This window comes from Pseudomonas sp. ChxA (assembly GCF_030263855.1).
GTDB classification, from domain to species: domain Bacteria; phylum Pseudomonadota; class Gammaproteobacteria; order Pseudomonadales; family Pseudomonadaceae; genus Aquipseudomonas; species Aquipseudomonas fluorescens_CB.
Genome location: NZ_JARPMK010000001.1, coordinates 3,915,592 through 3,937,296 on the forward strand (window position 1 = coordinate 3,915,592; position 21,705 = coordinate 3,937,296).

19 protein-coding genes are annotated in these 21,705 nt (G+C 61.0%); 11 read left to right on the forward strand and 8 right to left on the reverse strand.

Annotation, left to right across the window (positions count from 1 at the left end):
• Positions 1-44 precede the first annotated feature (44 nt).
• Complete coding sequence (locus P5706_RS17490) at positions 45-953, forward strand: LysR substrate-binding domain-containing protein (RefSeq protein WP_200434470.1); 909 nt, start codon at positions 45-47, stop codon at positions 951-953.
• Positions 950-1,306 (forward strand): MmcQ/YjbR family DNA-binding protein, encoded by a 357-nt coding sequence (locus P5706_RS17495; protein WP_056859888.1) that lies wholly within the window; start codon positions 950-952, stop codon positions 1,304-1,306. Before P5706_RS17490 ends, P5706_RS17495 begins: the two co-directional genes overlap by 4 nt.
• On the opposite strand, the gene P5706_RS17500 is transcribed toward P5706_RS17495, so the two are convergent.
• Positions 1,295-1,678 carry a DUF1294 domain-containing protein gene (locus tag P5706_RS17500; protein ID WP_200434466.1) on the reverse strand — a complete coding sequence of 128 codons (384 nt, stop codon included), beginning with the start codon at positions 1,676-1,678 and terminating at the stop codon, positions 1,295-1,297. The genes P5706_RS17495 and P5706_RS17500 overlap by 12 nt on opposite strands.
• Complete coding sequence (locus P5706_RS17505; RefSeq protein WP_285680426.1) at positions 1,675-2,505, reverse strand: undecaprenyl-diphosphate phosphatase; 831 nt, start codon at positions 2,503-2,505, stop codon at positions 1,675-1,677. The genes P5706_RS17500 and P5706_RS17505 overlap by 4 nt, the downstream gene beginning before the upstream one ends.
• A 224-nt stretch (positions 2,506-2,729) precedes the next feature.
• On the opposite strand from P5706_RS17505, the gene P5706_RS17510 reads away from it, so the two are divergent.
• The 3 genes from P5706_RS17510 (at position 2,730) to P5706_RS17520 (ending at position 6,623) form a co-directional block, all read left to right on the forward strand.
• Positions 2,730-4,364, forward strand: coding sequence for a methyl-accepting chemotaxis protein (locus P5706_RS17510; protein ID WP_285680428.1), 1,635 nt, complete (start codon positions 2,730-2,732; stop codon positions 4,362-4,364).
• A 1,150-nt stretch (positions 4,365-5,514) separates the two neighbouring features.
• Positions 5,515-6,078 carry a nicotinamide riboside transporter PnuC gene (pnuC, locus tag P5706_RS17515; RefSeq protein WP_200434865.1) on the forward strand — a complete coding sequence of 188 codons (564 nt, stop codon included), beginning with the start codon at positions 5,515-5,517 and terminating at the stop codon, positions 6,076-6,078.
• Positions 6,075-6,623: an AAA family ATPase gene (locus tag P5706_RS17520; RefSeq protein ID WP_285682761.1), complete on the forward strand. Its 549-nt coding sequence runs from the start codon at positions 6,075-6,077 to the stop codon at positions 6,621-6,623. The genes pnuC and P5706_RS17520 overlap by 4 nt, the downstream gene beginning before the upstream one ends.
• On the opposite strand, the gene P5706_RS17525 is transcribed toward P5706_RS17520, so the two are convergent.
• On the reverse strand, positions 6,585-7,025 hold the full coding sequence (locus tag P5706_RS17525) for a MarR family winged helix-turn-helix transcriptional regulator (RefSeq protein ID WP_285680430.1): 441 nt from the start codon (positions 7,023-7,025) through the stop codon (positions 6,585-6,587). The two genes, P5706_RS17520 and P5706_RS17525, sit on opposite strands and share 39 nt — an antisense overlap.
• 74 nt (positions 7,026-7,099) lie before the next feature.
• On the opposite strand from P5706_RS17525, the gene P5706_RS17530 reads away from it, so the two are divergent.
• Complete coding sequence (locus P5706_RS17530; protein WP_285680432.1) at positions 7,100-8,221, forward strand: FAD-dependent oxidoreductase; 1,122 nt, start codon at positions 7,100-7,102, stop codon at positions 8,219-8,221.
• Here P5706_RS17530 and ggt read toward each other — a convergent pair.
• Positions 8,215-9,939, reverse strand: coding sequence for a gamma-glutamyltransferase (ggt, locus tag P5706_RS17535; protein ID WP_200434868.1), 1,725 nt, complete (start codon positions 9,937-9,939; stop codon positions 8,215-8,217). The two genes, P5706_RS17530 and ggt, sit on opposite strands and share 7 nt — an antisense overlap.
• A 159-nt stretch (positions 9,940-10,098) precedes the next feature.
• Between ggt and P5706_RS17540 the strand changes: the two genes are divergently transcribed.
• Positions 10,099-10,746 carry a TetR/AcrR family transcriptional regulator gene (locus tag P5706_RS17540; RefSeq protein ID WP_200434869.1) on the forward strand — a complete coding sequence of 216 codons (648 nt, stop codon included), beginning with the start codon at positions 10,099-10,101 and terminating at the stop codon, positions 10,744-10,746.
• Positions 10,747-11,714: 968 nt separating this feature from the next.
• On the opposite strand, the gene P5706_RS17545 is transcribed toward P5706_RS17540, so the two are convergent.
• The 4 genes from P5706_RS17545 to P5706_RS17560 form a co-directional block, all read right to left on the reverse strand.
• On the reverse strand, positions 11,715-15,233 hold the full coding sequence (locus P5706_RS17545) for a molybdopterin cofactor-binding domain-containing protein (protein WP_285680435.1): 3,519 nt from the start codon (positions 15,231-15,233) through the stop codon (positions 11,715-11,717).
• A complete protein-coding gene (locus tag P5706_RS17550) occupies positions 15,230-15,721 on the reverse strand; it encodes a (2Fe-2S)-binding protein (RefSeq protein ID WP_200434394.1) in 492 nt (163 codons plus the stop codon). Before P5706_RS17550 ends, P5706_RS17545 begins: the two co-directional genes overlap by 4 nt.
• A gap of 164 nt (positions 15,722-15,885) precedes the next feature.
• On the reverse strand, positions 15,886-16,320 hold the full coding sequence (locus P5706_RS17555) for a MarR family winged helix-turn-helix transcriptional regulator (RefSeq protein WP_200434408.1): 435 nt from the start codon (positions 16,318-16,320) through the stop codon (positions 15,886-15,888).
• 189 nt (positions 16,321-16,509) lie between these two features.
• Entirely contained in the window at positions 16,510-17,562 is a 1,053-nt protein-coding gene (locus P5706_RS17560) for a 2,5-dihydroxypyridine 5,6-dioxygenase (RefSeq protein WP_285680438.1), read from the reverse strand.
• Positions 17,563-17,869: 307 nt separating this feature from the next.
• Here P5706_RS17560 and P5706_RS17565 point away from each other — a divergent pair, with 307 nt between their 5' ends.
• The 4 genes from P5706_RS17565 (at position 17,870) to P5706_RS17580 (ending at position 21,466) form a co-directional block, all read left to right on the forward strand.
• The gene (locus P5706_RS17565) at positions 17,870-19,003 is read left to right on the forward strand and encodes an FAD-dependent monooxygenase (RefSeq protein ID WP_176998131.1); all 1,134 of its coding nucleotides are present in this window, start codon (positions 17,870-17,872) and stop codon (positions 19,001-19,003) included.
• Positions 19,000-19,800 (forward strand): alpha/beta fold hydrolase, encoded by an 801-nt coding sequence (locus P5706_RS17570; protein ID WP_285680442.1) that lies wholly within the window; start codon positions 19,000-19,002, stop codon positions 19,798-19,800. Before P5706_RS17565 ends, P5706_RS17570 begins: the two co-directional genes overlap by 4 nt.
• Before the next feature lie 10 nt (positions 19,801-19,810).
• Positions 19,811-20,563 carry a maleate cis-trans isomerase family protein gene (locus tag P5706_RS17575; RefSeq protein ID WP_285680445.1) on the forward strand — a complete coding sequence of 251 codons (753 nt, stop codon included), beginning with the start codon at positions 19,811-19,813 and terminating at the stop codon, positions 20,561-20,563.
• A gap of 270 nt (positions 20,564-20,833) precedes the next feature.
• The gene (locus tag P5706_RS17580) at positions 20,834-21,466 is read left to right on the forward strand and encodes an N-carbamoylsarcosine amidohydrolase (RefSeq protein WP_285680447.1); all 633 of its coding nucleotides are present in this window, start codon (positions 20,834-20,836) and stop codon (positions 21,464-21,466) included.
• The last annotated feature ends 239 nt before the right edge of the window (positions 21,467-21,705 follow it).

Here is a 21,705-nt window from a genome sequence, read left to right on the forward strand (position 1 = left end):
CAGACGCGGATAGTTCGTCCCACTGACAGGACAATAGGTTGACCATGCAAGACCTCAACGACCTCTACTATTTCGCCAAAGTCGTCGAAGCCGGTGGCTTTGCGGCGGCCGGCCGGCTACTGGGGATTCCCAAGTCACGGCTGTCGCGGCGCATCGCCGAGCTGGAAGAACGCCTTGGCGCCCGCCTGTTGCAGCGCACCACGCGCCAATTGACCCTCACCGCCGTCGGCGAGCGTTACCTGCGCCATTGCCAGGCAATGCTGCTGGAAGCGGAAATGGCCGACGAGGCCGTGGCCAGCATGTCCAGCGAACCGCGCGGGCGCCTGCGCGTGAGTTGCCCGGTGGGCATGGCCCAGCACATGTTGCCGGGCATGGTTGCCGGCTTTCTCGCCGCTCACCCACTGGTGCAGCTGGAGATGACGCTGGTCAACCGCCGCGTCGACCTGGTGGCCGAAGGCATCGACGTGGCCCTGCGCGTACGCGAACTGGGCGATGAGGACCCGTTGCTGGTGACCAAGCGCCTGCGCCAGGCCCAGACGCTGTTGGTGGCCAGCCCGGCGTTTCTGCAAGGCCGACAAATCAATACCCTCGACGATCTCAAGCAGTTGCCGGTACTCGGCGCGCTGGAAGCCGACCGCCTGGTGCACCTGCGCCTGATTGACCCCCAGGGCAATGCCGAGGATTTATCCATGGAAGCGCGCCTGGGCATCGACGACTTTATCGTGCGCAAAGCCTGCGCCTTGCAGGGCCTGGGCTTTACCCTGCTGCCGATGATGTATTGCGAAGAGGAGCTGGCCAGCGGCCAATTGGTGCAGTTGCTGCCGCAATGGTCCTCGCCGGGCGGCTGGCTGCAGGCGGTCTACCCGCACCGCCGTGGCGTATTACCGGCGATTCGGGCCTGGATCGACTATCTGGAAGAAGCCTTCAAGGGGTGCGGAGACCGTTTGCTATGAAGATGAGCGAAGCACAAGTCGCGGCGTTCTGCCTGGGCCTGCCCGGCGCACGTGAAGATTACAAATGGGGCGGCGTACGCGTGTTCTCGATTGCCGGCAACAAGATGTTCGCCCTGCAGAACCTGCGCGGTGACTCGCTGGCGTTCAAGGTCGACAAGGAGCTGTTCCTCGGCCATGTGGACCGCCCCGGCATCCACCCGGCGCCGTACCTGGCGCGGGCGCAGTGGGTGATCATGAACACGCCCTACCCGCTGGGCGCCGAGGAACTGCGTGGCCTGTTGCAGCGCTCGCACCAGTTGGTGGTGAGCAAATTGCCCAAGCGCACGCAGGTTGGCTTGTTGCTAGAGGACTGACAACAGCGTGCCGCCGAGGAACAACTGGTCCAGCCAGAACACTTGGTGCAGCAACACAATCACCCAGAACAGCACCTGATACGACACCTTGCGCGTCTTGTGGCGAAACACCTGCTGGGCAATCAACGCCCCCGGCCAACCGCCCGCCAGCTCCACAGCATGCAGGATATTTTCGCGCACGCGCGGGCCTTCGGCTTGCGCCTTGCGCTTGTCGCCCCAGTACAGGAAAAACGCCACCACGCTGACCACGCCATAGGCCGCCAGCGGGATCAACGTCTCGCCGCGATACCACAAGAGTGCCGCGCCAGTCAGCGGCGCGGCGCACAACACTACAAAGATGAACGCCTTCAAGCGCGGGTGCTGAATGTTCATGGCTTGACCGCCGTCCAGTCGATCCAACCAAATTGCCAGGTGGCCAGGATCACCAACCCGAACGCAATCCGATACCAGGCAAACGCCGCGTAGCTGTGGCTGGCGATGAACTTGAGCAAGGCCTTGACTGCAATCATCGCGAAGATAAACGAAGTGACAAACCCAATGGCGAACACCGGCAAGTCATCGGGCTGGAACAGGTGACGGTATTTGTAGCCCGAATACACGGCCGCACCGACCATGGTCGGCATGGCGAGGAAAAACGAGAACTCGGTGGCGGTCTTGCGCGACAGCCCAAACAGCAAGCCGCCGATAATGGTCGCGCCGGAACGCGAAGTGCCCGGAATCATGGCCAGGCACTGGGCCACGCCGACCTTGAGCGCGTCCTTCCAGGTGATCTCATCCACTGTTTGCGCGTGCACCGCATGTTGGCGCCGCTCGGCCCACAGCATGATCACCCCGCCCGCTACCAGCGCGGTGGCCACCGTGATTGGGTTAAACAGGTAATGCTTGATCAGGTCGGCAAAAATCACCCCCAGCACCACTGCCGGCAGCACTGCGATGATCAGGTTGACGGTAAAGCGCTGGGCGTTGCGCTGGGTCGGCAAGCCGATCACCACGTCGAGGATCTTGCGCCGAAACTCCCAGACCACCGCGAGGATCGCGCCCAGTTGAATAATGATGTTGAACGCTTCAAAGCGTTCGCCGCCGAAACCGATCAAGTCGGCGACGATAATCTGGTGCCCGGTGCTGGAGATCGGCAGGAACTCGGTCAGCCCCTCCACCACGCCAAGAATCAATGCCTGTATGGCGGTCCAAAAATCCATGTATCCCCCAAAGGTCATGCGCTGCGGCACGCCTCGTCTGTCTTTTTAATGTTCACTGACCACGTGCAATCGTGATGCGCTGCGGATTTTCACCAGCCGTGCGCAAAAATTTCGTGAAAAATCAGGGAGTACTCAGGTTTTTCGCTTACAGGCCGAAAGCCTATCAGACAAGATGGAATTGTCGATGCAGCACACAATTATAAAAAGCAGGGAGTGACAGGACGATGAACAGTTTGCGCAGCATGTCGATCAGCCGCCGTCTTTGGCTGATCCTGATAGTCGCCGTGTTGATGCTGCTGACCCTCGGGCTGCTGATGCTTAAGCAGATCCATGGCGACCTCTACCAGGCCAAACGCCAACAGACCCAGCACGTGGTGCAAACCGCCAGCGGCGTGCTGGCTTACTACCAGAACCTTGAAAAAACCGGCGTACTCACCCGCGAGGCCGCTCAACAGCAAGCCCTCAGCGCAGTCCGTGGCCTGCGCTACGACCATGATGATTACTTCTGGATCAACGACCTCACGCCCGTGATGATCATGCACGCGGCCAACCCCAAGCTCGACGGCCAGAACCTTTCAGCCATCCGCGACCCGGACGGTTTTGCGGTGTTCAATGAATTTGTGATCCTGGCCAAGGCCAAGGGCGCCGGCATCGTCAACTATCGCTGGCCCAAGCCGGGCGCCGACGCGCCGGTGGAGAAAACCTCGTATATCCAACTGTTCGAGCCGTGGGGCTGGATTATTGGCTCCGGCGTTTACGTGGATGATGTACAGGCCGAATTCAACGGCCAAGTGTGGAAGGCCTCGCTGATCGGCCTGGGTATCGCGATGGTGATGGCGCTGCTGGTGATCCTCATCGCGCGCAGCATCGTGCACCCGTTGCAGGCAGCGGTAAACGCCATGGGCAATATTGCCAGCGGCGAAAGCGACCTGACCCGCACCCTCGACACCCACGGGCGCGACGAAATCACCCAACTGTCGCAGCACTTCAATAGCTTTACCGCCAAGCTGCGCCAAGTGGTCGGCCAATTGCAGGTGTGCGCCAATGCGCTGGGCCAGTCGTCGACGGAGCTGGGCACCAATGCCAGCCAGGCCCACGACCGTAGCCAGCAACAATCCCAGCAGATGGAGCTGGTGGCTACCGCGATCAACCAAGTGACCTATGGTGTGCAGGACGTGGCAAAAAACGCCGAGCATGCCGCCAGCGAAATGCGCGACGCCCAGGCCCAGGCGCAGCAAGGCCAGGTGAATATCGACGGCAGCCTGCAACAGATCGACCAACTCTCCAGCACCATCAGCCAGGCCGTGGACGTGATCCGCACCCTGTCCAGCGAAAGCACACAGATTGGTGGCGTGTTGGAAGTGATCCGGTCGATTGCCGACCAGACCAACTTGTTGGCCCTCAACGCCGCCATCGAGGCGGCGCGTGCCGGTGAACAGGGTCGTGGGTTTGCCGTGGTCGCCGATGAGGTGCGGCTGTTGGCTCAGCGCACGCAGAAATCCACCGCCGAAATCCAGGTGATGATTGAGCGCCTGCAAGGGCATTCGGAAGCGGCGGTCAAGGTGATCAGCGACAGCCACAGTGCCTCGCAGCTGACCATTGAACAAGCTGGCCAGGCGGGTGCGAGCCTTACCGCCATTGGCCAGGCTTTGCGCAACCTCAATGGGCTGAATGCCTCGATCGCCAGCGCGACCTTGCAACAGGCGCATGTGGTGGAGGACATCAACCAGAACGTCACCCAGGCGGCGGGTTTGTCCCACAACACAGCGCTGGCGGCGGAGCAGTCCAGTGTGGCGAGCGCGCATCTGCGCGGGTTGAGTGAGGAGCTGGGAGGGCTGTTGCGTCAGTTCAAGATCTGACGCCGGAGCTGGGCTTGTGTGGGAGCTGGCTTGTGTGGGAGCTGGGCTTGTGTGGGAGCTGGCTTGCCTGCGATGCAGGCGACTCGGTCAATCAGGCATACCGAGATGACGCTATCGGATAACGTCGAGGCAGTCTTGGGGCTGGGCGATCGGGGTGCATATCCGTTGCTGCGGTAACGGCTTCTATTGGTTCCGCTCTTACAGCGGGTCACTTTTGTAAAGACACAAAAGTAACCAAAAAGTCTTCGCCCCAACACTCGGTGCCTCGCTATGGCTCGGCATGCCCGCAATCCGCCAGTGATTTGGGGGGCCGCCGCGATGGGCCATCCTTGGCCCAGCGCGGCTAAACCGGCATCCCTGCCGGTTTACCCCCCAAATCCCTGTCGAATTCCGGCCATCGTGTTTGACGGGGCGATTTCAGATCAAGATCACGATCAAAAGCGCAGATCAAAAGACCGCAGACTTCGTCATCGAAAAGGATGTAAGGGCCAGAGCAACAGCAACAGCAACAGCAACAGCAACAGCAACAGCAACAGCAACAGCAACAGCAACAGCAAAGCCATACTCGGTCAAAGGTGGGAGCTGGCTTGCCTGCGATGGCATCAACTCGGTGTACCTGATACACCAAGGTGTCTGCATCGCAGGCAAGCCTGCTCCCACATTTAGACTGCGTGCACCAGGTAGACAGGCTGTTGCTTCGCACTTGACCTGGCTTTTGATTCAACCACTCAGGTCGGCTTTCAGGCCGCCGTGCTGTAGATCTTGATCTTGATCTGCTTTTGATCTGAGACGCCCCGTTAACCACGATGGCCGAACGCAGGCTTGAATCCGTGGGTAACCCGGCAGGACGCCGGGTTAGCCGCGCTGGGCCAAGGATGGCCCATCGCGGCGGCCCACGGATTCAAGCCGGAGTGAGGGCATGCCGAGCCTAAGCGAGGCACCAAGTGGTGGGGCGAAGACTTTTTGGTTACTTTTGTGTCTTTACAAAAGTGACCCGCTGTAAGAGCGGAACCGATAGAAGCCGTTACCGCAGCAACGGATATGTACACCAAACCACCTCACACCCAGGTCGCCTCAAACCCCGCCACTGTGAAGATACCTAACCTCTGGTTACAATCACCGCCCTCTCCCACTCTCCCAAGGAACCACCATGTCCGGGCTTGAATTGTTCGCCGCCGCCCTGGGGGTGATCGCTGTCTGGCTGACGGTCAAACAAAACCCTTGGTGCTGGCCGATCGGCCTGGTGATGGTACTGCTCTACACCTGGGTATTCTTCGACGTAAAACTCTATTCCGACATGCTCCTGCAAGTGGTCTACGCCGGCCTGCAACTCTACGGCTGGTGGCAATGGACCCGCGCCGGTGAAGTCAAGCAAGGCCGCCAAGTCACCAGCCTGGGCTGGCCCGCGATCATCCTCAACCTCGCCGTCGGCGCCGTGTTCAGCCTGTTGCTCGGCGCCGCCATGGCCCACTGGACCGATGCCGCGCAACCCTGGCTCGACGCCGCCCTCACCGGTTTCAGCCTGGTGGCACAAATGTGGATGGCACAAAAACGCGTGCAATGCTGGCCGCTGTGGATCGCCGTGGACGTGATCTTCGTCGGCCTGTTCCTCTACAAAGGCCTGTACTTGACGGCCGCACTTTACGCACTGTTCACCGCTATCGCCGTACAAGGCTGGCGTGAATGGCGCGCCGACCCGGCGTTGCACGCTTGAACGTGGTGGTACTGGCCGGCCCCGAATCCAGCGGCAAAAGCTGGCTGGCCGCGCAACTTCACGCCCGCTTCGGTGGGCTGATGGTGGGTGAGTACGTGCGCTATTTCATCGACCATCACCAGCGCGACACCACCCTGGCCGATATCCCGGCCATCGCCCGTGGCCAATTGGCCTGGGAAGACGCTGCTCGCGCCGAGCAGCCTCACCTGCTGATCCTCGACACCCACCTGCTGACCAACAAACTCTGGAGCCAGACACTGTTCGGCGACTACCCGGCGTGGCTGGATGACGAGCTGCTGGCCCGCCATTACGACCTGCATCTGCTGCTGTCCCCCGAAGACGTGGAATGGAGCGCCGACGGCCAGCGTTGCCAACCGGAGTTGGCCGATCGCCGGGTGTTTTTCCAGGGCAGCCTGGACTGGATCGAACAGAACCAACAACCGGCATTAGTCATTCGCGGCGACTGGGAATCGCGCCGCGCCATTGCCTTTGCGGCGGTCGAGCAGCTACTCGGCAGCACGCTCCAGGTTAGCGTTCACCCGTAGCAACAACGCCAGTAGAGTCGCCTCTTCCTCTTCACTCAAGCCCGCCAGCGCCAGCGCCGTGCCCTGTACCATTACCGTATAGGCAGCTGGCATGCGCTCGCGCACGGCGTCGGTCAGGCTGATCAAGCGACTGCGCTTGTCAGCGGGATCGACCCGGCGCTCAATCATGCCATCACGCTCCATGCGCCCCAGCAGCTGCGCCATGCTTGATTGTTCGACACGGGCGATGCGCACCAACTCGGCCTGGGGCAGACCGTCACTGTGTTTGAGCGCCACCAGCACCGGAATCTGCGCCACGGAGAAGCCAAGCACCCTTAGCTGCCCCTCGTAAAGACGGATAAACCCGCGGTTGGCAAGGCCGATCTGTTGCATAGGGTTGGGTGCAATCACGTGTTCATTCATGGGGCGTTGACTTTCCATAGGAGCCTATGCATTAACTATATAGGTTCCTATACACATCGCCAAGGGCATATTCCATGAATACCTCACTGCGTATCGCTATTGTTGGCGCCGGCCCCGGCGGGTTGACCTTGGCGCGAATTCTTCATCGTCATGGACGGGCCGTCAGCGTGTTCGAGCGCGAACGCGGGCCGCTGGAACGGCCTCAGGGCGGAACCCTGGATCTGCATGTCGAATCCGGCCAACTGGCGCTGCAACAGGCCGGCCTGGAGGACGCCTTCAAACGTATCGCTCGCTATGATGACCAAGGGTCGCGATTGATGGATCAACACGGCCGACTGCTGTTTGAACACCCCAGCCCACAGGACGGTGACCGGCCGGAAGTCGACCGCACTCAATTGCGCCAGATCCTGCTCGATTCACTGCCCCAAGGTTGTGTGAAATGGGGCATTGGGATCAGTGAAATTCGCCCGATGAACGACGGGTGCTGGACAGTGCATCAAGGTGATACCACGCACGGTCCGTTTGACCTGGTGGTCGGAGCCGACGGGGCATGGTCAAAAGTCCGACCGTGGCTGTCACCCTATCAGCCGCAGTACAGCGGGCTGACCTTTATCGAGTTCGGTATTGACGACGTGGACCTCCGGTACCCGCACATCGCCAAACTGGTCGGCCGTGGCAAGCTGGAGGTGGAAGGCGGCGCCAAGGCGATCATCGTGCAGCGCAACGCCAACGCGCACCTGCGCGGTTATGCGATTTTTCGCGTGCCGACCGAATGGGCGGCCAACCACCTCAGCCTGGCTGCACTCAAGGCTCAGTTCGCAGGCTGGCACCCGGACATACTGGGGTTATTTGACGCGGCGAATGAAACCGTCCTGGCCAGGCACATCCATGCCCTGCCGGTGGGCCATCGCTGGAGCCACCGCCCGGGGTTGACGTTGATTGGCGATGCGGCGCACCTGATGTCGCCGTTTGGCGGCGAAGGCGTGAATGCCGCGATGCTCGATGCGGCCGAACTGGCCCAGCACCTGCTCCACACGCCTGACTGCTCAGCGGCCGTACAGGCGTATGAAAACCACATGTTCGAACGGGTGATACCGGCGGCCCAGGGCAGCGCTGAGGGCGCTGCCATCCAGTTATCGCATGACAGCCTGGCGCTGTCCCTGGCCCACCTGCATCAACACCTTACGCCTCAGTAACCGAGCGACAACCCGGTATTGCGGCGTGGGTCGTTAGCCCCGTAGAAGCGGTTGTTGCCCACCGGCTTGCCACCCAACGAAGGCGCGCCCACCAGGATCGCCGCCAAGTGGTTGGCATCCTGGGGACCGGCAAACTTATGGCCCCAGCTCTCCAGAATCTTCTGGGTGTCCGGGCTCACTGCGAAGGTTTCCAGGTTGGTGGTCTCAGGCATCCACTGCTGGTGGAAGCGCGGCGCGTCCACGGCTTCCTGGATATTCATCTTGTAGTCGATGACATTGAGGATGGTCAGCAAGGTCGCGGTGATAATCCGGCTGCCGCCCGGCGTACCGACCACCATCACCGCCTTGCCATCCTTGGTGACGATGGTCGGGCTCATCGACGACAGCGGCGCCTTGCCCGGCGCGATGGCGTTCGCTTCGCCCTGCACCAGGCCGTACATGTTTGGCACGCCGACCTTGACGGTGAAGTCGTCCATTTCATCGTTGAGGATCACCCCGGTCTTGCTCGCCATCACGCCGGCACCGAACCAGTCGTTGAGGGTGTAGGTCACGGACACCGCGTTACCCCACTTGTCGACGATGGAATAGTGGGTGGTGTTATTGCCTTCATGGGGCGACACACCCGGCTTGATCGCCTGGGAATCACCGGCTTTTTGCGGCTCGATGGCAGCACGTAGCTTGGCGGCGTAGTCCTTGTCCAGCAGGTGCGCGATGGGGTTCTTGACGAAATCCGGGTCGCCCAGGTAGCTGTTGCGGTCCACGTAGGCGTGACGCATCGCTTCGATCTGGTAGTGCAGGCCTTGGGCCGAGTGATAGCCGAGGTCGGCCATCGGGTAACCTTCGAGGATGTTCATGATCTGGCAGATCACCACACCGCCGGAGCTTGGCGGTGGTGCCGAGACCACGTGGTAGCCACGGTAGTCACACTCGATGGGCGCCAACTCACGGGTCTTGTATTTGTCGAGGTCGGCCTGGGTGATGATGCCCTTGCCGGCCTGGCTGGAATCCACCAGCGCCTTGGCGACCCAGCCTTTATAGAAGCCGTCGGTGCCCTTGGCGGAGATTTCCTTGAGGGTCTTGGCCAGGTCTTTCTGCACCAGTTTCTGGCCGACCTGCATCGGCTGGCCGTTATGCAGGAAGATCCCGCGCAGGTCTTTGTCTTTTTCGAACTCGCCAGTGGCGGTGTGCAGCAAGTCGATATCGCCCTGCTCCAGTTCAAAGCCGTTTTCGGCCAGCTTGATTGCCGGGGCAATCACTTGGGCGCGCTTGAGCGTGCCGTATTTGTTCAGCGCGGTTTCCATGCCGGACACGGTGCCGGGTACGCCGACGGCCAAGTGGCCCTTGGCGCTGAGGCCGTCGATCACCTTACCGTCCTTGTCCAGGTACATGTCGGCGGTGGCTGCCAGTGGGGCTTTTTCTCGGAAGTCGAGGAAGGTCTTGCGCCCGTCCGCCAGTTGCACGGTCATAAAGCCGCCACCGCCGAGGTTACCCGCTGCCGGGTACACCACGGCCAGCGCGTAGCCCACAGCAACCGCCGCATCCACCGCGTTGCCGCCGGCCTTGAGCACATCCACGCCTACATGAGTGGCCAAATGCTGGGCGGTCACCACCATGCCATTTTCACCGGCCACTGGAGCCTGCGACGCGGCTTGCACACCGCTGACCGTCAACACCAGCGCAGTGGCAATCAAGGTTCGGTTGAAAGGTTGGTATTTCATCCATGGCTACTCTATTTATTGAGGTGCACCAAAATAGCCCGACTCGGATCCAATCCCCAGCGCAATGGCGTTTTTATTACAGAACTTGTCGGTCATAGAACGGCCGCAAAAATGCCCATGTTATATTTCGCGCCCAGACTGGCGGCAAGGCACTTTGTGATGGCGATCAAGAAGACCGGAATTCGAGCGCAACAGGCCGACCAGACACGTGCGCGCATCTTGCAGGCGGCGGTCAAGGTGTTCACCCGCGACGGTTATTCCGGCGGGCGCGTCGACACCATTTCCAAGGCGGCCGACTCCAATGACCGCATGCTTTATTACTATTTCGGCAGCAAGGAACACCTGTTTGTCTGTGTGCTGGAGCATGTCTACGAACAGTTCAATAAAGCCGAACGCACACTCAAGCTGGACCTGGGCGACCCCGCGCAAGCCTTGCGCGAACTGGTGGCATTTATTTGGAGCTACTACGTCAAGCACCCCGAGTTCGTGGCGATCCTGAGCATCGAGAACCTGCACCAGGGCAAGCATGCCCAGCAGTCCGGCGAGATGCGCAGGCTGTCGGGCGAAGCGGTAGGCGTGTTGCGCCCGATCATCGAAGCCGGCCAGGCCCAGGGCGTTTTTCGCCAGGACATCGACCTCAAGCACGTGTATTTGATGATTGCCTCGCTGTGCTACTTCTACAATTCCAACCGCCACACGCTCAGTTCATTCCTGGGTGAAGACCTGGCGGACAAGGGACAGCAGCAGGATTGGCTGGGGTTTATCAGTGACCTGGTATTGCGTGGTGTTACGCCGATTTCATTGTAGAAAGCGGTTCATCCTGTGGGGGCTGGCTTGCCTGCGATGGCGGCCTTTTGGTGGGGTACATATCCATTTCTGCGGTAACGGCTGAGTAGGGTTCCGCTCTTACAGCGGGTCACTTTTGTAAAGACACAAAAGTAACCAAAAAGTCTTCGCCCCAACACTCGGTGCCTCGCTATGGCTCGGCATGCCCGCAATCCGCCAGTGATTTGGGGGGCCGCCGCGATGGGCCATCCTTGGCCCAGCGCGGCTAAACCGGCATCCCTGCCGGTTTACCCCCCAAATCACTGTCAGATTCCGGCCATCGTGTTTGACGGGGCGATTTTAGATCAAGATCACAATCAAAAGCGCAGATCAAAAGACCGCTGACTTCGTCATCGAAAAGGATGTAAGGGCCAAAGCAACAGCAACAGCAACAGCAACAGCAACAGCAACAGCAACAGCAACAGCAGATCCATACTCGGTCTAATGTGGGAGCTGGCTTGCCTGCGATGGCATCAACTCGGTGTACCTGACACACCGAGGTGTCTGTATCGCAGGCAAGCCAGCTCCCACAGAAAAGCAGCTCTTCAGTGTATGCAAATCCGCTTTCGCTTTTGATCCAACCACTCAGGTCGGCTTTCAGGCCGCCGTGCTGTAGATCTTGATCTTGATCTGAGACGCCCCGTTAACCACGATGGCCGAACGCAGGCTTGAATCCGTGGGTAACCCGGCAGGACGCCGGGTTAGCCGCGCTGGGCCAAGGATGGCCCATCGCGGCGGCCCACGGATTCAAGCCGGAGTGAGGGCACACCGAGCCTAAGCGAGGGGCCGAGTGGTGGGGCACAGACCTTTTGGTTACTTTTGGGGCGTTTGCCAAAAGTGACCCGCTGTAAGAGCGGAACCAATAGCAGCCGTTACCGCAGCAACGGATATGTACACCGACAAACCGCCACATCAGGCAAACCAGCTCCCACAGTTTTAACCGTGTCCAATCAATGCGTGCCCGGGTTAGCGCGCAAGTGCGCAACCTTTTGTTCCAGGCCCTTCCACCGTGGCGCATTCGGTGCAAAGCGCCCGCGCAGGTAGTCAACCAGATCCGCCACCTGGCCATTCGACAGGCTGTCCTTGAACCCCGGCATATACCCCAAGTCCCGGGTCGCCGGGCTGCTGATCCCTTGCAAAATCACCTTGATCAAATTATCCGGCTGGTCACTGAACACATTGGTATTGCTCGCCAACGACGGGCTCACCCCAAACAGCTTCGGCCCCAGGCCATCGGCATGACAGGCTTTACATGAGCCTTCGAATACACGTCGGCCATTCGGGTTCGGAACGGCCGCGACCACAACTTGCACCTCGGCAGATGCCTCGCCATTGAGCGACGCCAGGTACACTGCCATCGCACGAATATCGGCCTTGGGCAGCTTTGACAGTTCGCTCACCACCGGCCCCATCGGGCCTGCCGCCACGCCATGGGAATCGGAATAGCCAGTGCTCAGGTAGCTGAACAACTGGTCTTCGGTCCACGGCGTCGGTGCCTTGGACAAGCCCGTCAACGCGGGCGCCTCCCAGCCATCGACCATGCCCCCGGCCAGAAAGGATTTACCGCCCTTCTCCGCGCCCATCAGGTTGCGCGGCGAGTGGCACGCGGCGCAGTGCCCGAGGCCATTGACCAAGTAATTGCCGCGATTCCATTGCTCACTGCGCGCAGGCTGCGGGGTGATTTCACCACGCCGCAGGTTCAGCGCATTCCAGCCCGCCATCAACGGCCGGATATTGAACGGAAAGCGCATGGCATTCGGCGTCGGTGCCTGGCTGACCGGCGCCTGGGACATCAGGTAGGCATACAGTGCCTGCATGTCCGCATCATTGATATTGCGAAACGCCGTATAGGGAAACGCCGGGTACAGGTTGCGCCCATCGCGGCCAATGCCGTCACGCATCGCCCGCTCGAATGCCGGGTATGACCAGGCGCCGATGCCGGTTTTCACGTCTGGCGTGATATTGCTGCTGTACAGCGTGCCGAACGGCGTTTGCATTGCCAGGCCGCCGGCATTGGTCGCGCCACCCGGCGCGGTATGGCACACCGCGCAATCGCCCACCGCCGCCAGCAAGCGCCCGCGTTCCAGGGTGGCCTTGGACCAGGTGCCCGCGCTGGGCGGCGCAATCGGTGCGATTTCAGGGTGAAACGGCCAGGCCGTGGCCAGCACTGCGCCCAAGGTTGCAAACAACGCACCGAACCACCACTTCCTGCGTTTTTCCGGCGACTTGGCAGGCTCGCCAAGGGTGCCGGCATTCAGCGCCGCCAACACCCGTTCGGGCGTAATCGGCAGCTCGCGAAAACGAATGCCGGTGGCGTCATAGATCGCATTGGCAATCGCCGCCGCACTCGGCACCGAGGCCGACTCGCCAGCGCCCATGGGCGGCTGGTCCTGGCGTGGCATCATCAGCACGTCGATCTTGGGTACTTCGGGAAAGGTCAGGATCGGGTAGCCGCCCCACTCCTTGCTCGCCACCGTTGACTCTTCAAAGGTCACGCGTTCCTTGAGTACACGGCTGGTGGACTGGATCACATTGCCGTGGATCTGGTGCTGCACGCCCGCCGGGTTGATCATCATTCCCGAGTCATGGCCGATCACCACCCGCGTCACCGACACATCGCCGGTGTGTTTGTCGATCGCCACATCCGCCACCCACGCCGCCCACGCCGCGCCGAAACCGGGGAATTTGCTGTGGATATAGCGCGCATAGGCAAAACCACGACCGCGTAACAGGTGGTCCTCGTTGGCGGTTAGCATCGGCGCCGTGCGCGGTGACCAGTTGGCACGTTCGGCGGTGGATTTGACCAGCTCGATGGCGCGCTCGTCCTTGAGGTAACGCAGGCGGTATTCCACCGGGTCGACGCCCGCGGCAAACGCGAGTTCGTCGATATAGGATTCATGCGCAAAGGTGTTGGGCAACGCCGATACGCCGCGCATCCACGAGGCGCGCACGATGGGTGCCATGTCGTTGATGGTCACGCGCATATTATCGATGGCGTAAGGCGGGATCGAGGTGCGGTCGCCCATCTCGAACATCGCCGCCACCGGCTCCACGCGGCCAGTCAGCAACAGCGCCAGGGTCGGCGCGCCGTTGGACGGGTAACTGGTTTCAAAATCATAGGCGGCGATGCTGCCGTCGGCGTTGAGCCCGCCGTCCACATCCATCAACTGCGCGGTGCCCTTGGGCTCCCACAGGTGCTCCTGTTCGCGGGTCAGTTGCACCCGCACCGGCTTGCCCACGGCGCGCGACAGCAGTAAGGCATCGGCGCACACATCGTCCGCGCAGTTACGCCCGTAACAGCCGGCGGCTTCCATGCGGATCACGTCGATCAGCGCTTCGTCGCATTCCAGCAACCATGCAAGGTCTGCACGCAACAGGTGCGGGTTCTGGCTGCCGGACCACACGCGGCTGCCGGTTGCTTGATAATCCGCCACGCCACACGAAGGCCCGATCGAGCCATGCATCTGGTACGGCCACAAATAGCTGCGCGGCATGCGCTGGCTGGCGCCCGCCAAGGCTTCATCGACATTGCCCTGGTCAAGTACCGTGCGGCGCACCCGTGGGTTGTCGCGGATGGCTTGCTCGACATCGCTCATGTCCGGCAAGGCGTTGTTCCACGGTTTCCAGTGCACTTGCAGTGCGTCGGCGGCCTTGATCGCCTGTTCTTCGCGCAACGCCACCACGCCGACAAAATCGCGAATCACCACCACCGCGACGATGCCGGGGATATGCGCGATGGAGGCCTCATCCACACTCAGCAGGCTGTTGCCGACAAAATCGCCGCAGTCGAGCCCCGCATACGGTGGGCGTACCACGCGGCCATGGAGCATGTCCGGCACGCGCATGTCGTGTACGTAGGTCAGCTCGCCGGTGGCCTTGCCGGGGATATCCACGCGCGCGGCGCCCTTGCCTACCAGGCGGTAATCCTCGACAGGTTTTAACGGCGCGTCACCACTGATGCGCAACTGATCATGCTGGCCGCTGACCAGTTCGCCGTAGGTGGTGGTGCGCCCATCAGCGGCATGCACAACCCCGGCATCAACCTTGAGGCTGCCCGTGCTCACGCCCCAGCGCCCCGCTGCGCGCGCGAGCAAAAAGCGCCGGGCTTCGGCGGCCGCGTTACGCAGCGGGATCGCCGAAATCTGCAAGGTCGCACTGGCGATGGTGGCGCCCTGATTGGGCGCACGTTCGGTATCGCCGAGGACCATCTTGACCTGCTCCATGCTCAGGTCCAGCTCCTCGGCCACAATCTGCGCCAGCGACGTGCGAATGCCGGTGCCCAGGTCCACGTGGCCATTAAAGGCATAGACCAGGCCGTCATCGTTCACCGCAATGAACAGCCCCAGTTCCTTGGGTTTCACGGTCGGTGTGCCGCCCTTGGCCACCGGGCCTGAAGGTGGCAGCACATCATCGACAATCAATAAGACGCCCGACTTGGCCAGCCATTGGTCACGGGAAATATCAGTCATGGTCGGCCCTCCACGCTCAAGAGCTGCGCCGCACGCAGCACGGCGCGCAGGATTTCGATATGGGTGCCGCAGCGGCACAGGTTGCCCGACAGCTCATTGCGCACCTGGGCTTCGCTGGGGTTGGGGTTGCGGTCGAGCAAAGCCTTGGCAGTCATGATCATGCCGTTGAGGCAATAACCGCACTGCGCCGCCTGCTCATCAATAAAGGCTTGCTGCACGGGGTGCGGCGCCTGGCGTGTGCCGAGCCCCTCAAGGGTGACAATCTCGCGCCCGGTTGCACCCGCCAGCGGAAACACGCACGAGCGCGCCGCCACGCCATCGATGATCACGGTGCAGGCACCGCACTCGCCCAGGCCGCAGCCGTACTTGGGACCGTTGAGCTGCAGATCATTGCGCAGCACCAGCAACAGCGGCGTATCCGCCATCGCGCAGACTTCGCGAGTGTGGCCGTTGACCTTGAGGGCAACGGTGATGGGTGGGCTGATCATTCGCTTCGCCTGTATCAGTTGATGAAGCAACCACTACACGAAACAGTCAAAAAAAAGCGTCGCGCAGTTGGGGCCTCGCGACACACTTGACACGTGAAGTGACTACTACATGAACTCAGAGCAAAAACGATGCCAAAGGGTGGGCGCTTGCCACAGGAAGGACGCTATTCCTGCGGATCGTCGATCATCTTGCGCAGCAGGAACAGCACCGCCACGCGCTCGGCGGGGTTGAGGTTGCTCATGGTCAGCTCGCTGATCTGTGCGGCGCGCGGCGCGGTTTGCGCGACCAGTTCGGCGCCGGCAGCAGATAAATCGACCACCACCTTGCGCTTGTCCTGGGGGTCCGGCTCCAGCGTAATCAGCGCCTTGGCCTTGAGCCGCTCGACGATCCCGCGAATGGTCGCCTGGTCGACGGCCGTGGCCTTGACCAGCTCAGTGAGTGAACTTGCACCGTGATCGCGCAGCGCACACAGGGTGACGAACTGCACGGCGGTGAGCTGCGAGTCGCCGACATTCTGCTGAAAGATCGCCAAGTGGCGCTGGTAGGCCTTGCGCAGCAGGTGGCCAACTTGTTCAGAGAAAACGTAGGAATCAGGCACGGCGTGGCTCGGTGGGTGATTGGCGATGGTGGGCATGATGGCGGGGATGGTGAACGGACTCAAGCCTCGAACTGAAGGAACACACTCAAACTGTGGGAGCTGGCTTGCCTGCGATAGCGCCGGGTCAGCCAGCCATGATGTGCCTGCCAGACCGCTATCGCAGGCAAGCCAGCTCCCACCTTTGAAAACTCAGCGTGCCAGAGACGCTTGCGGTGCGACGACATCGCCGCCGATCACCACCGCCTCCTCATCCAGGTACACATCACAATTACGCAGCGGAATATCCATATGGCACGGCGTCTTGCGCGTGCCGCCCACTTCGGTATTCGGCCCGGTGGAGAACAGGAAGTTGCCGTAGAACGCCCGCGCGTCCATGCACATGCCGTCGTTTTTGTCGTGCAAACCCATGGCCGTCCACTGCGCCTTTGGCTGCAAGCCCCAGCCGATATGAGAGATGCCGTACACCTCCGGATCATTGAAATATTTCATGTAGTCGCGCAGGTACTCGGCCTCGAAACCACCGTGGATCTTGGTGATAAAGCCCTTCTCGATCTCCAGGGTGATCTTCTCGCGGGTGTAGGTCTTGAACGGCAGCAGGATGTCGCCGATATCCAGCACCAGCACGCCCTCGGCGGTTTCTTCGTTGGGCCAGGAGAACAGGAAACCACTCGGCCAGTGGTCCCAGCGCCCAGGCTCATCGGCAAAACCGTATTCGGTGACCGACGGATACTGGCCCAACGCTGCGCGGAAATCACTGCCGGCGCGGGACTTGACGTGGATCGAGCGCGCCTTCTTCAGCAACTGCTCGGCTGCCAGCACGCGCACCTTGTCGGCTTCGGTGGGCAGCATGCGCGCCAACACTTCCGGCGGCTCCACGGCCAGCAGGATGCGCGTGCCGGTCTTGAGGATCTGCTCCTGCTCCGGCGAGTGCAGCAGCATCATGGTGTCGACGATCAGGTCGGCGGCCTCCAACGCGCGCTGGGCCGCGATATTGCCGGTGAGTGCGGTGTCGCCGCAGTAGGCGGTCATGTCGTTGCCCATCGCTTTGGGATGGTTGAACGACGGCAGTTCCACCGCATACACCTTGGCCCCCAGGCGCTGCGCCGCGTCCATCGCAGCACGCACGGTACGCGGGTCCGAGTAATGGCTCTTGAGCACGGCGACGCTCTGGGTCGGGTCGACCTTCGACAGTTTCAACACGTGCTCAAACATCTGGGTCAGTTCGCAATCGCTTACCGGCATTTTCCTGTCTCCTGTGGGGCTGCACCAAGTTCAAGCACTGCGCTTCACCCTAGTGCATTTTTATAGTGTGTACGCCAATTAATAACGATAAGACCCGAATTGAAGACGAACTGCAAGTAGCACACCAAAACGTTACCAAACCACACAACCACAACAGATAAAGGCTATAACCCGTTACACAGGATAAATATGGCCAAAAAATAAAATTGTGAAAGCGGGCTTCCCATTTTAAAAAATGAGCGTATACACTTTAAAAACCTTGCGGACAGATGCCGCCGAAAATCAAAAAGAGAGAGGTTCACGCCCCATGGGAAGCACACAAAAAATCGCCATCGTCGGTGCCGGCCTGGGCGGTGCGGCGGCAGCCACCCTGCTGCAACAAGCCGGTTTCGATGTCGATATCTATGAACAGGCGCCGGAGTTTTCCCGCTTGGGTGCAGGCATCCACATGGGGCCTAACATCATGAAAATCTTCCGCCGCATGGGCATCGAAAAACAGCTGGACCTGATGGGCTCGCACCCCGAGCACTGGTTCAGCCGTTGCGGCGAAAGCGGTGACTACCTCTCGCGTATTCCACTCACCGGCTACGGCGCTTCCTACATCACCGTGCACCGTGGCGACTTGCATGCATTGCAGATGTCGACCCTCAAACCCGGCACCCTGCACTTCAACAAGCGACTGGAAACCCTGGAAGAAACCGACACCCAAGTGCGCCTGACCTTTGCCGACGGCGAAGTGACCTACGCCGACATCGTGATCGGCGCCGATGGCATCAACTCCAAGATCCGTGAAGAGCTGCTCGGCGTGGAAAAACCGCTGTACAGCGGCTGGGTCGCGCACCGTGCGCTGATCCGTGGCGACCAGTTGGCCAAGTACGACTTGAAGTTCGAAGACTGCATCAAGTGGTGGACCGAGGACCGCCACATGATGGTCTACTACACCACCGGCAAGCGCGACGAGTACTACTACGTGACCGGCGTGCCCCATGCCGAATGGGACTTCCAGGGCGCGTTCGTGGACAGCAGCCGCGAAGAGATGTTCGACGCGTTCAAGGGCTACCACCCCACCGTGCAGGCGCTGATCGAGTCCACCGAAAGCGTGACCAAATGGCCGTTGCGCAACCGTAACCCGTTGCCGCTGTGGAGCCGTGGCCGCCTGGTGTTGCTGGGCGACGCTTGCCACCCGATGAAACCGCATATGGCCCAGGGTGCTGGCATGGCCATCGAAGACGCGGCCATGCTCACCCGTTGCCTGCAGGAAACCGGCATCAGCGACTACCGCACGGCGTTCCAGCTCTACGAAGCCAACCGCAAGGAACGCGCGTCCCGCGTACAAGCGGTGTCCAATGCCAACACCTGGCTGCGCACCCAGGAAGACCCGGCCTGGGTCTACGGTTATGACCTGTACGCCCAGGAACTGAAATCGGGGGTGGCCGCGTGAGCACCTTCCTGTATGGCGCCAATGTGCAAGCCAATGGCATTCGCCAGCACTACCTGCGCTACGGCGGCAAAGGCCAAGCGCTGATTTTGATCCCGGGCATCACCAGCCCGGCGATTACCTGGGGTTTTGTGGCTGAGCGCCTTGGCACACAGTTCGACACTTACGTGCTGGATGTGCGCGGGCGCGGCTTGTCGTCCACAGGGCCGCAATTGGACTACAGCGCAGACACCTGCGCCGAGGACATTGGCGCGTTTGCCGATGCGCTTGGTCTGGATAGCTACCACCTGGTCGGCCATTCCATGGGCGCACGGTTTGCCGCGCACAGTGCGGTCCTGCACCCCCAAGGCGTGAACCGCGTGGTGCTGATCGACCCGCCAGTGTCCGGCCCTGGCCGCCGTGAATACCCAAGCAAGCTGCCGTGGTACGTCGACTCGATCCGCCAATCGCTGGTCGGCATGGACGCTGATGCGATGCGCGCCTTCTGCGCCACCTGGACCATCGAGCAACTGCAGCTGCGCGCCGAATGGCTGCACACCTGTTATGAGCCCGCCATCGTGCGCGCCTTCAATGACTTCCACACGGTCGACTTCCACCAGCACCTGCCCAAGCTCAAGGCCCCTGCCCTGTTGATGGTGGCCGGGCGCGGCGGCGTGATCCTGGATGAAGACATCGCCGAAATCCAGGACCTGCAGCCCGCTATCAAGGTCGCCCGCGTGCCGAACGCCGGGCACATGATTCCGTGGGATGACCTTGAGGGCTTTTTTGCCGCCCTCGACGGTTTTCTCACACAACAATAAGGGGACCACCATGCTCAAGCCTTACCGCATCGGCCAGATCGTGCCGAGTTCGAACACCACCATGGAAACCGAGATCCCGGCGATGCTTAACGCGCGCCAGGCGATCCGCCCTGAACGCTTTACCTTTCACTCCAGCCGCATGCGCATGAAGCAGGTGCGCAAGGAAGAACTGGCGGCGATGGACGGCGAATCCGACCGCTGCGCCATCGAGCTGTCCGATGCCAAGGTCGATGTGCTGGGTTATGCCTGCCTGGTGGCGATCATGGCCATGGGGTTGGGTTACCACCGCAACTCCGAACAGCGCCTGCGTAAAGCCACCGCTGACAACGACGCCAACGCCCCGGTAATCACCAGCGCCGGCGCCTTGATCGAAGGCTTGAAAGTAATGGGCGCCAAGCGCATCGCCATCGTCGCGCCGTACATGAAGCCGCTGACCGAGCTGGTGGTGAACTACATCCGCGAAGAAGGCTTTGAGGTGGTGGACTGGCGCGCCCTGGAGATCCCCGACAACCTCGAAGTGGCGCGCCACGACCCGGCCAACCTGCCGGCCATCGTCGCCGACATGAACCTGGAAGGGGTGGACGTGATCGTTCTCTCGGCCTGCGTGCAGATGCAGTCGCTGCCGGTGGTGGCCAAGGTTGAAGCGCAAACCGGCAAACCGGTGCTCACGGCGGCCATCGCCACCACCTACGCGATGCTCAAGGCGTTGGACCTGGAACCTATCGTGCCCGGTGCCGGTGCCCTGCTCTCTGGCGCTTACTGACACTTTTGGCGAATGAGCTTATGTGGTGAGCGAGCTTATGTAGTGAATGAGCTTATGGGGTGAATGAGCTTGTTGTGGTGAATGAACCTATGTGGTGAATGAACTTGTTGTGGTGAATGAGCTTATGTGGCGAGCGAGCTTGCTCGCGCTGGAGTGCGCAGCGCTCCCGCTTTTTTGGGGCTGCTTCGCAGCCCAGCGCGAGCAAGCTCGCTGGCCACATAAGCTCACTCACCACAACACGCTCGCCACACAAAAATGAGGGCTGAAAGAATGAGTGAACAATCCGCCGACGCCAATTATCAGGGCGTCTGGGGCAATCGCATCGGCTTCGGAAAAAAATCCGCGCTGCTGATGATCGACTTTATGCAGGGTTACACCACCGAAGGCGCGCCGCTGTATGCCCCTGAAGTGGTGGTGGCCGTGGCCGAAAGCGTCGAGTTGCTGGCCACTGCTCGCCGGCACGGGATTACGGTGGTGCACACCAATATCCGCTACCATCCCGGCCATTTCTCCGACGGTGGTATCTGGGTCAAGAAGGCGCCGGTGATGAAAGACATGGTCGAAGGCAACCCGCTCGCGGCGTTCTGCCCCGAAGTGTTGCCCAAGGCGGATGAAGTGGTGATCACCAAACAGTACGCCAGCGCCTTCTTCGGCAGCAGCCTGGCCCCGATGCTGCACGCCCAAGGCATCGACACTGTGGTGCTGGCCGGCTGTTCCACCAGCGGCTGCATCCGCGCCACAGCGGTGGATGCGGTGCAGCATGGGTTTCGCACCATCGTCGTGCGCGAATGCGTCGGCGACCGACACCCGGCGCCCCATGCAGCCAACCTGTTCGACATCGACAGCAAATATGGCGATGTAGTGAGCAAGCAGGAGGCGATGAGCAAGTTCAGGGAGCAATAAAGGTTACGAAGAACTGCGCCATAGAGCGCGGTCTTGCACAAAACTGTGAGCCGCCCCCGCCCAACTGTGGGAGCTGGCTTGCCTGCGATAGCGGAGGATCAGCAATAATTATGTTGCCTGACACTCCGCTATCGCAGGCAAGCCAGCTCCCACATTAAAAAGCCGGTGCAGCTTTCAGTCTTCTGACACTGCCTTTGGATGTCGCTTTTACAGCACTCCGAAGTGCTGGAAAAAAGCGG

Coding starts and splice junctions, on each gene's coding strand:
- P5706_RS17490 (WP_200434470.1), top strand. CDS start 45: ATGCAAGACCTCAACGACCTCTACTATTTCGCCAAAGTCGTCGAAGCC.
- P5706_RS17495 (WP_056859888.1), top strand. CDS start 950: ATGAAGATGAGCGAAGCACAAGTCGCGGCGTTCTGCCTGGGCCTGCCC.
- P5706_RS17500 (WP_200434466.1), bottom strand. CDS start 1,678: ATGAACATTCAGCACCCGCGCTTGAAGGCGTTCATCTTTGTAGTGTTG.
- P5706_RS17505 (WP_285680426.1), bottom strand. CDS start 2,505: ATGGATTTTTGGACCGCCATACAGGCATTGATTCTTGGCGTGGTGGAG.
- P5706_RS17510 (WP_285680428.1), top strand. CDS start 2,730: ATGAACAGTTTGCGCAGCATGTCGATCAGCCGCCGTCTTTGGCTGATC.
- pnuC (WP_200434865.1), top strand. CDS start 5,515: ATGTCCGGGCTTGAATTGTTCGCCGCCGCCCTGGGGGTGATCGCTGTC.
- P5706_RS17525 (WP_285680430.1), bottom strand. CDS start 7,025: ATGAATGAACACGTGATTGCACCCAACCCTATGCAACAGATCGGCCTT.
- P5706_RS17530 (WP_285680432.1), top strand. CDS start 7,100: ATGAATACCTCACTGCGTATCGCTATTGTTGGCGCCGGCCCCGGCGGG.
- ggt (WP_200434868.1), bottom strand. CDS start 9,939: ATGAAATACCAACCTTTCAACCGAACCTTGATTGCCACTGCGCTGGTG.
- P5706_RS17540 (WP_200434869.1), top strand. CDS start 10,099: ATGGCGATCAAGAAGACCGGAATTCGAGCGCAACAGGCCGACCAGACA.
- P5706_RS17545 (WP_285680435.1), bottom strand. CDS start 15,233: ATGACTGATATTTCCCGTGACCAATGGCTGGCCAAGTCGGGCGTCTTA.
- P5706_RS17550 (WP_200434394.1), bottom strand. CDS start 15,721: ATGATCAGCCCACCCATCACCGTTGCCCTCAAGGTCAACGGCCACACT.
- P5706_RS17560 (WP_285680438.1), bottom strand. CDS start 17,562: ATGCCGGTAAGCGATTGCGAACTGACCCAGATGTTTGAGCACGTGTTG.
- P5706_RS17565 (WP_176998131.1), top strand. CDS start 17,870: ATGGGAAGCACACAAAAAATCGCCATCGTCGGTGCCGGCCTGGGCGGT.
- P5706_RS17575 (WP_285680445.1), top strand. CDS start 19,811: ATGCTCAAGCCTTACCGCATCGGCCAGATCGTGCCGAGTTCGAACACC.
- P5706_RS17580 (WP_285680447.1), top strand. CDS start 20,834: ATGAGTGAACAATCCGCCGACGCCAATTATCAGGGCGTCTGGGGCAAT.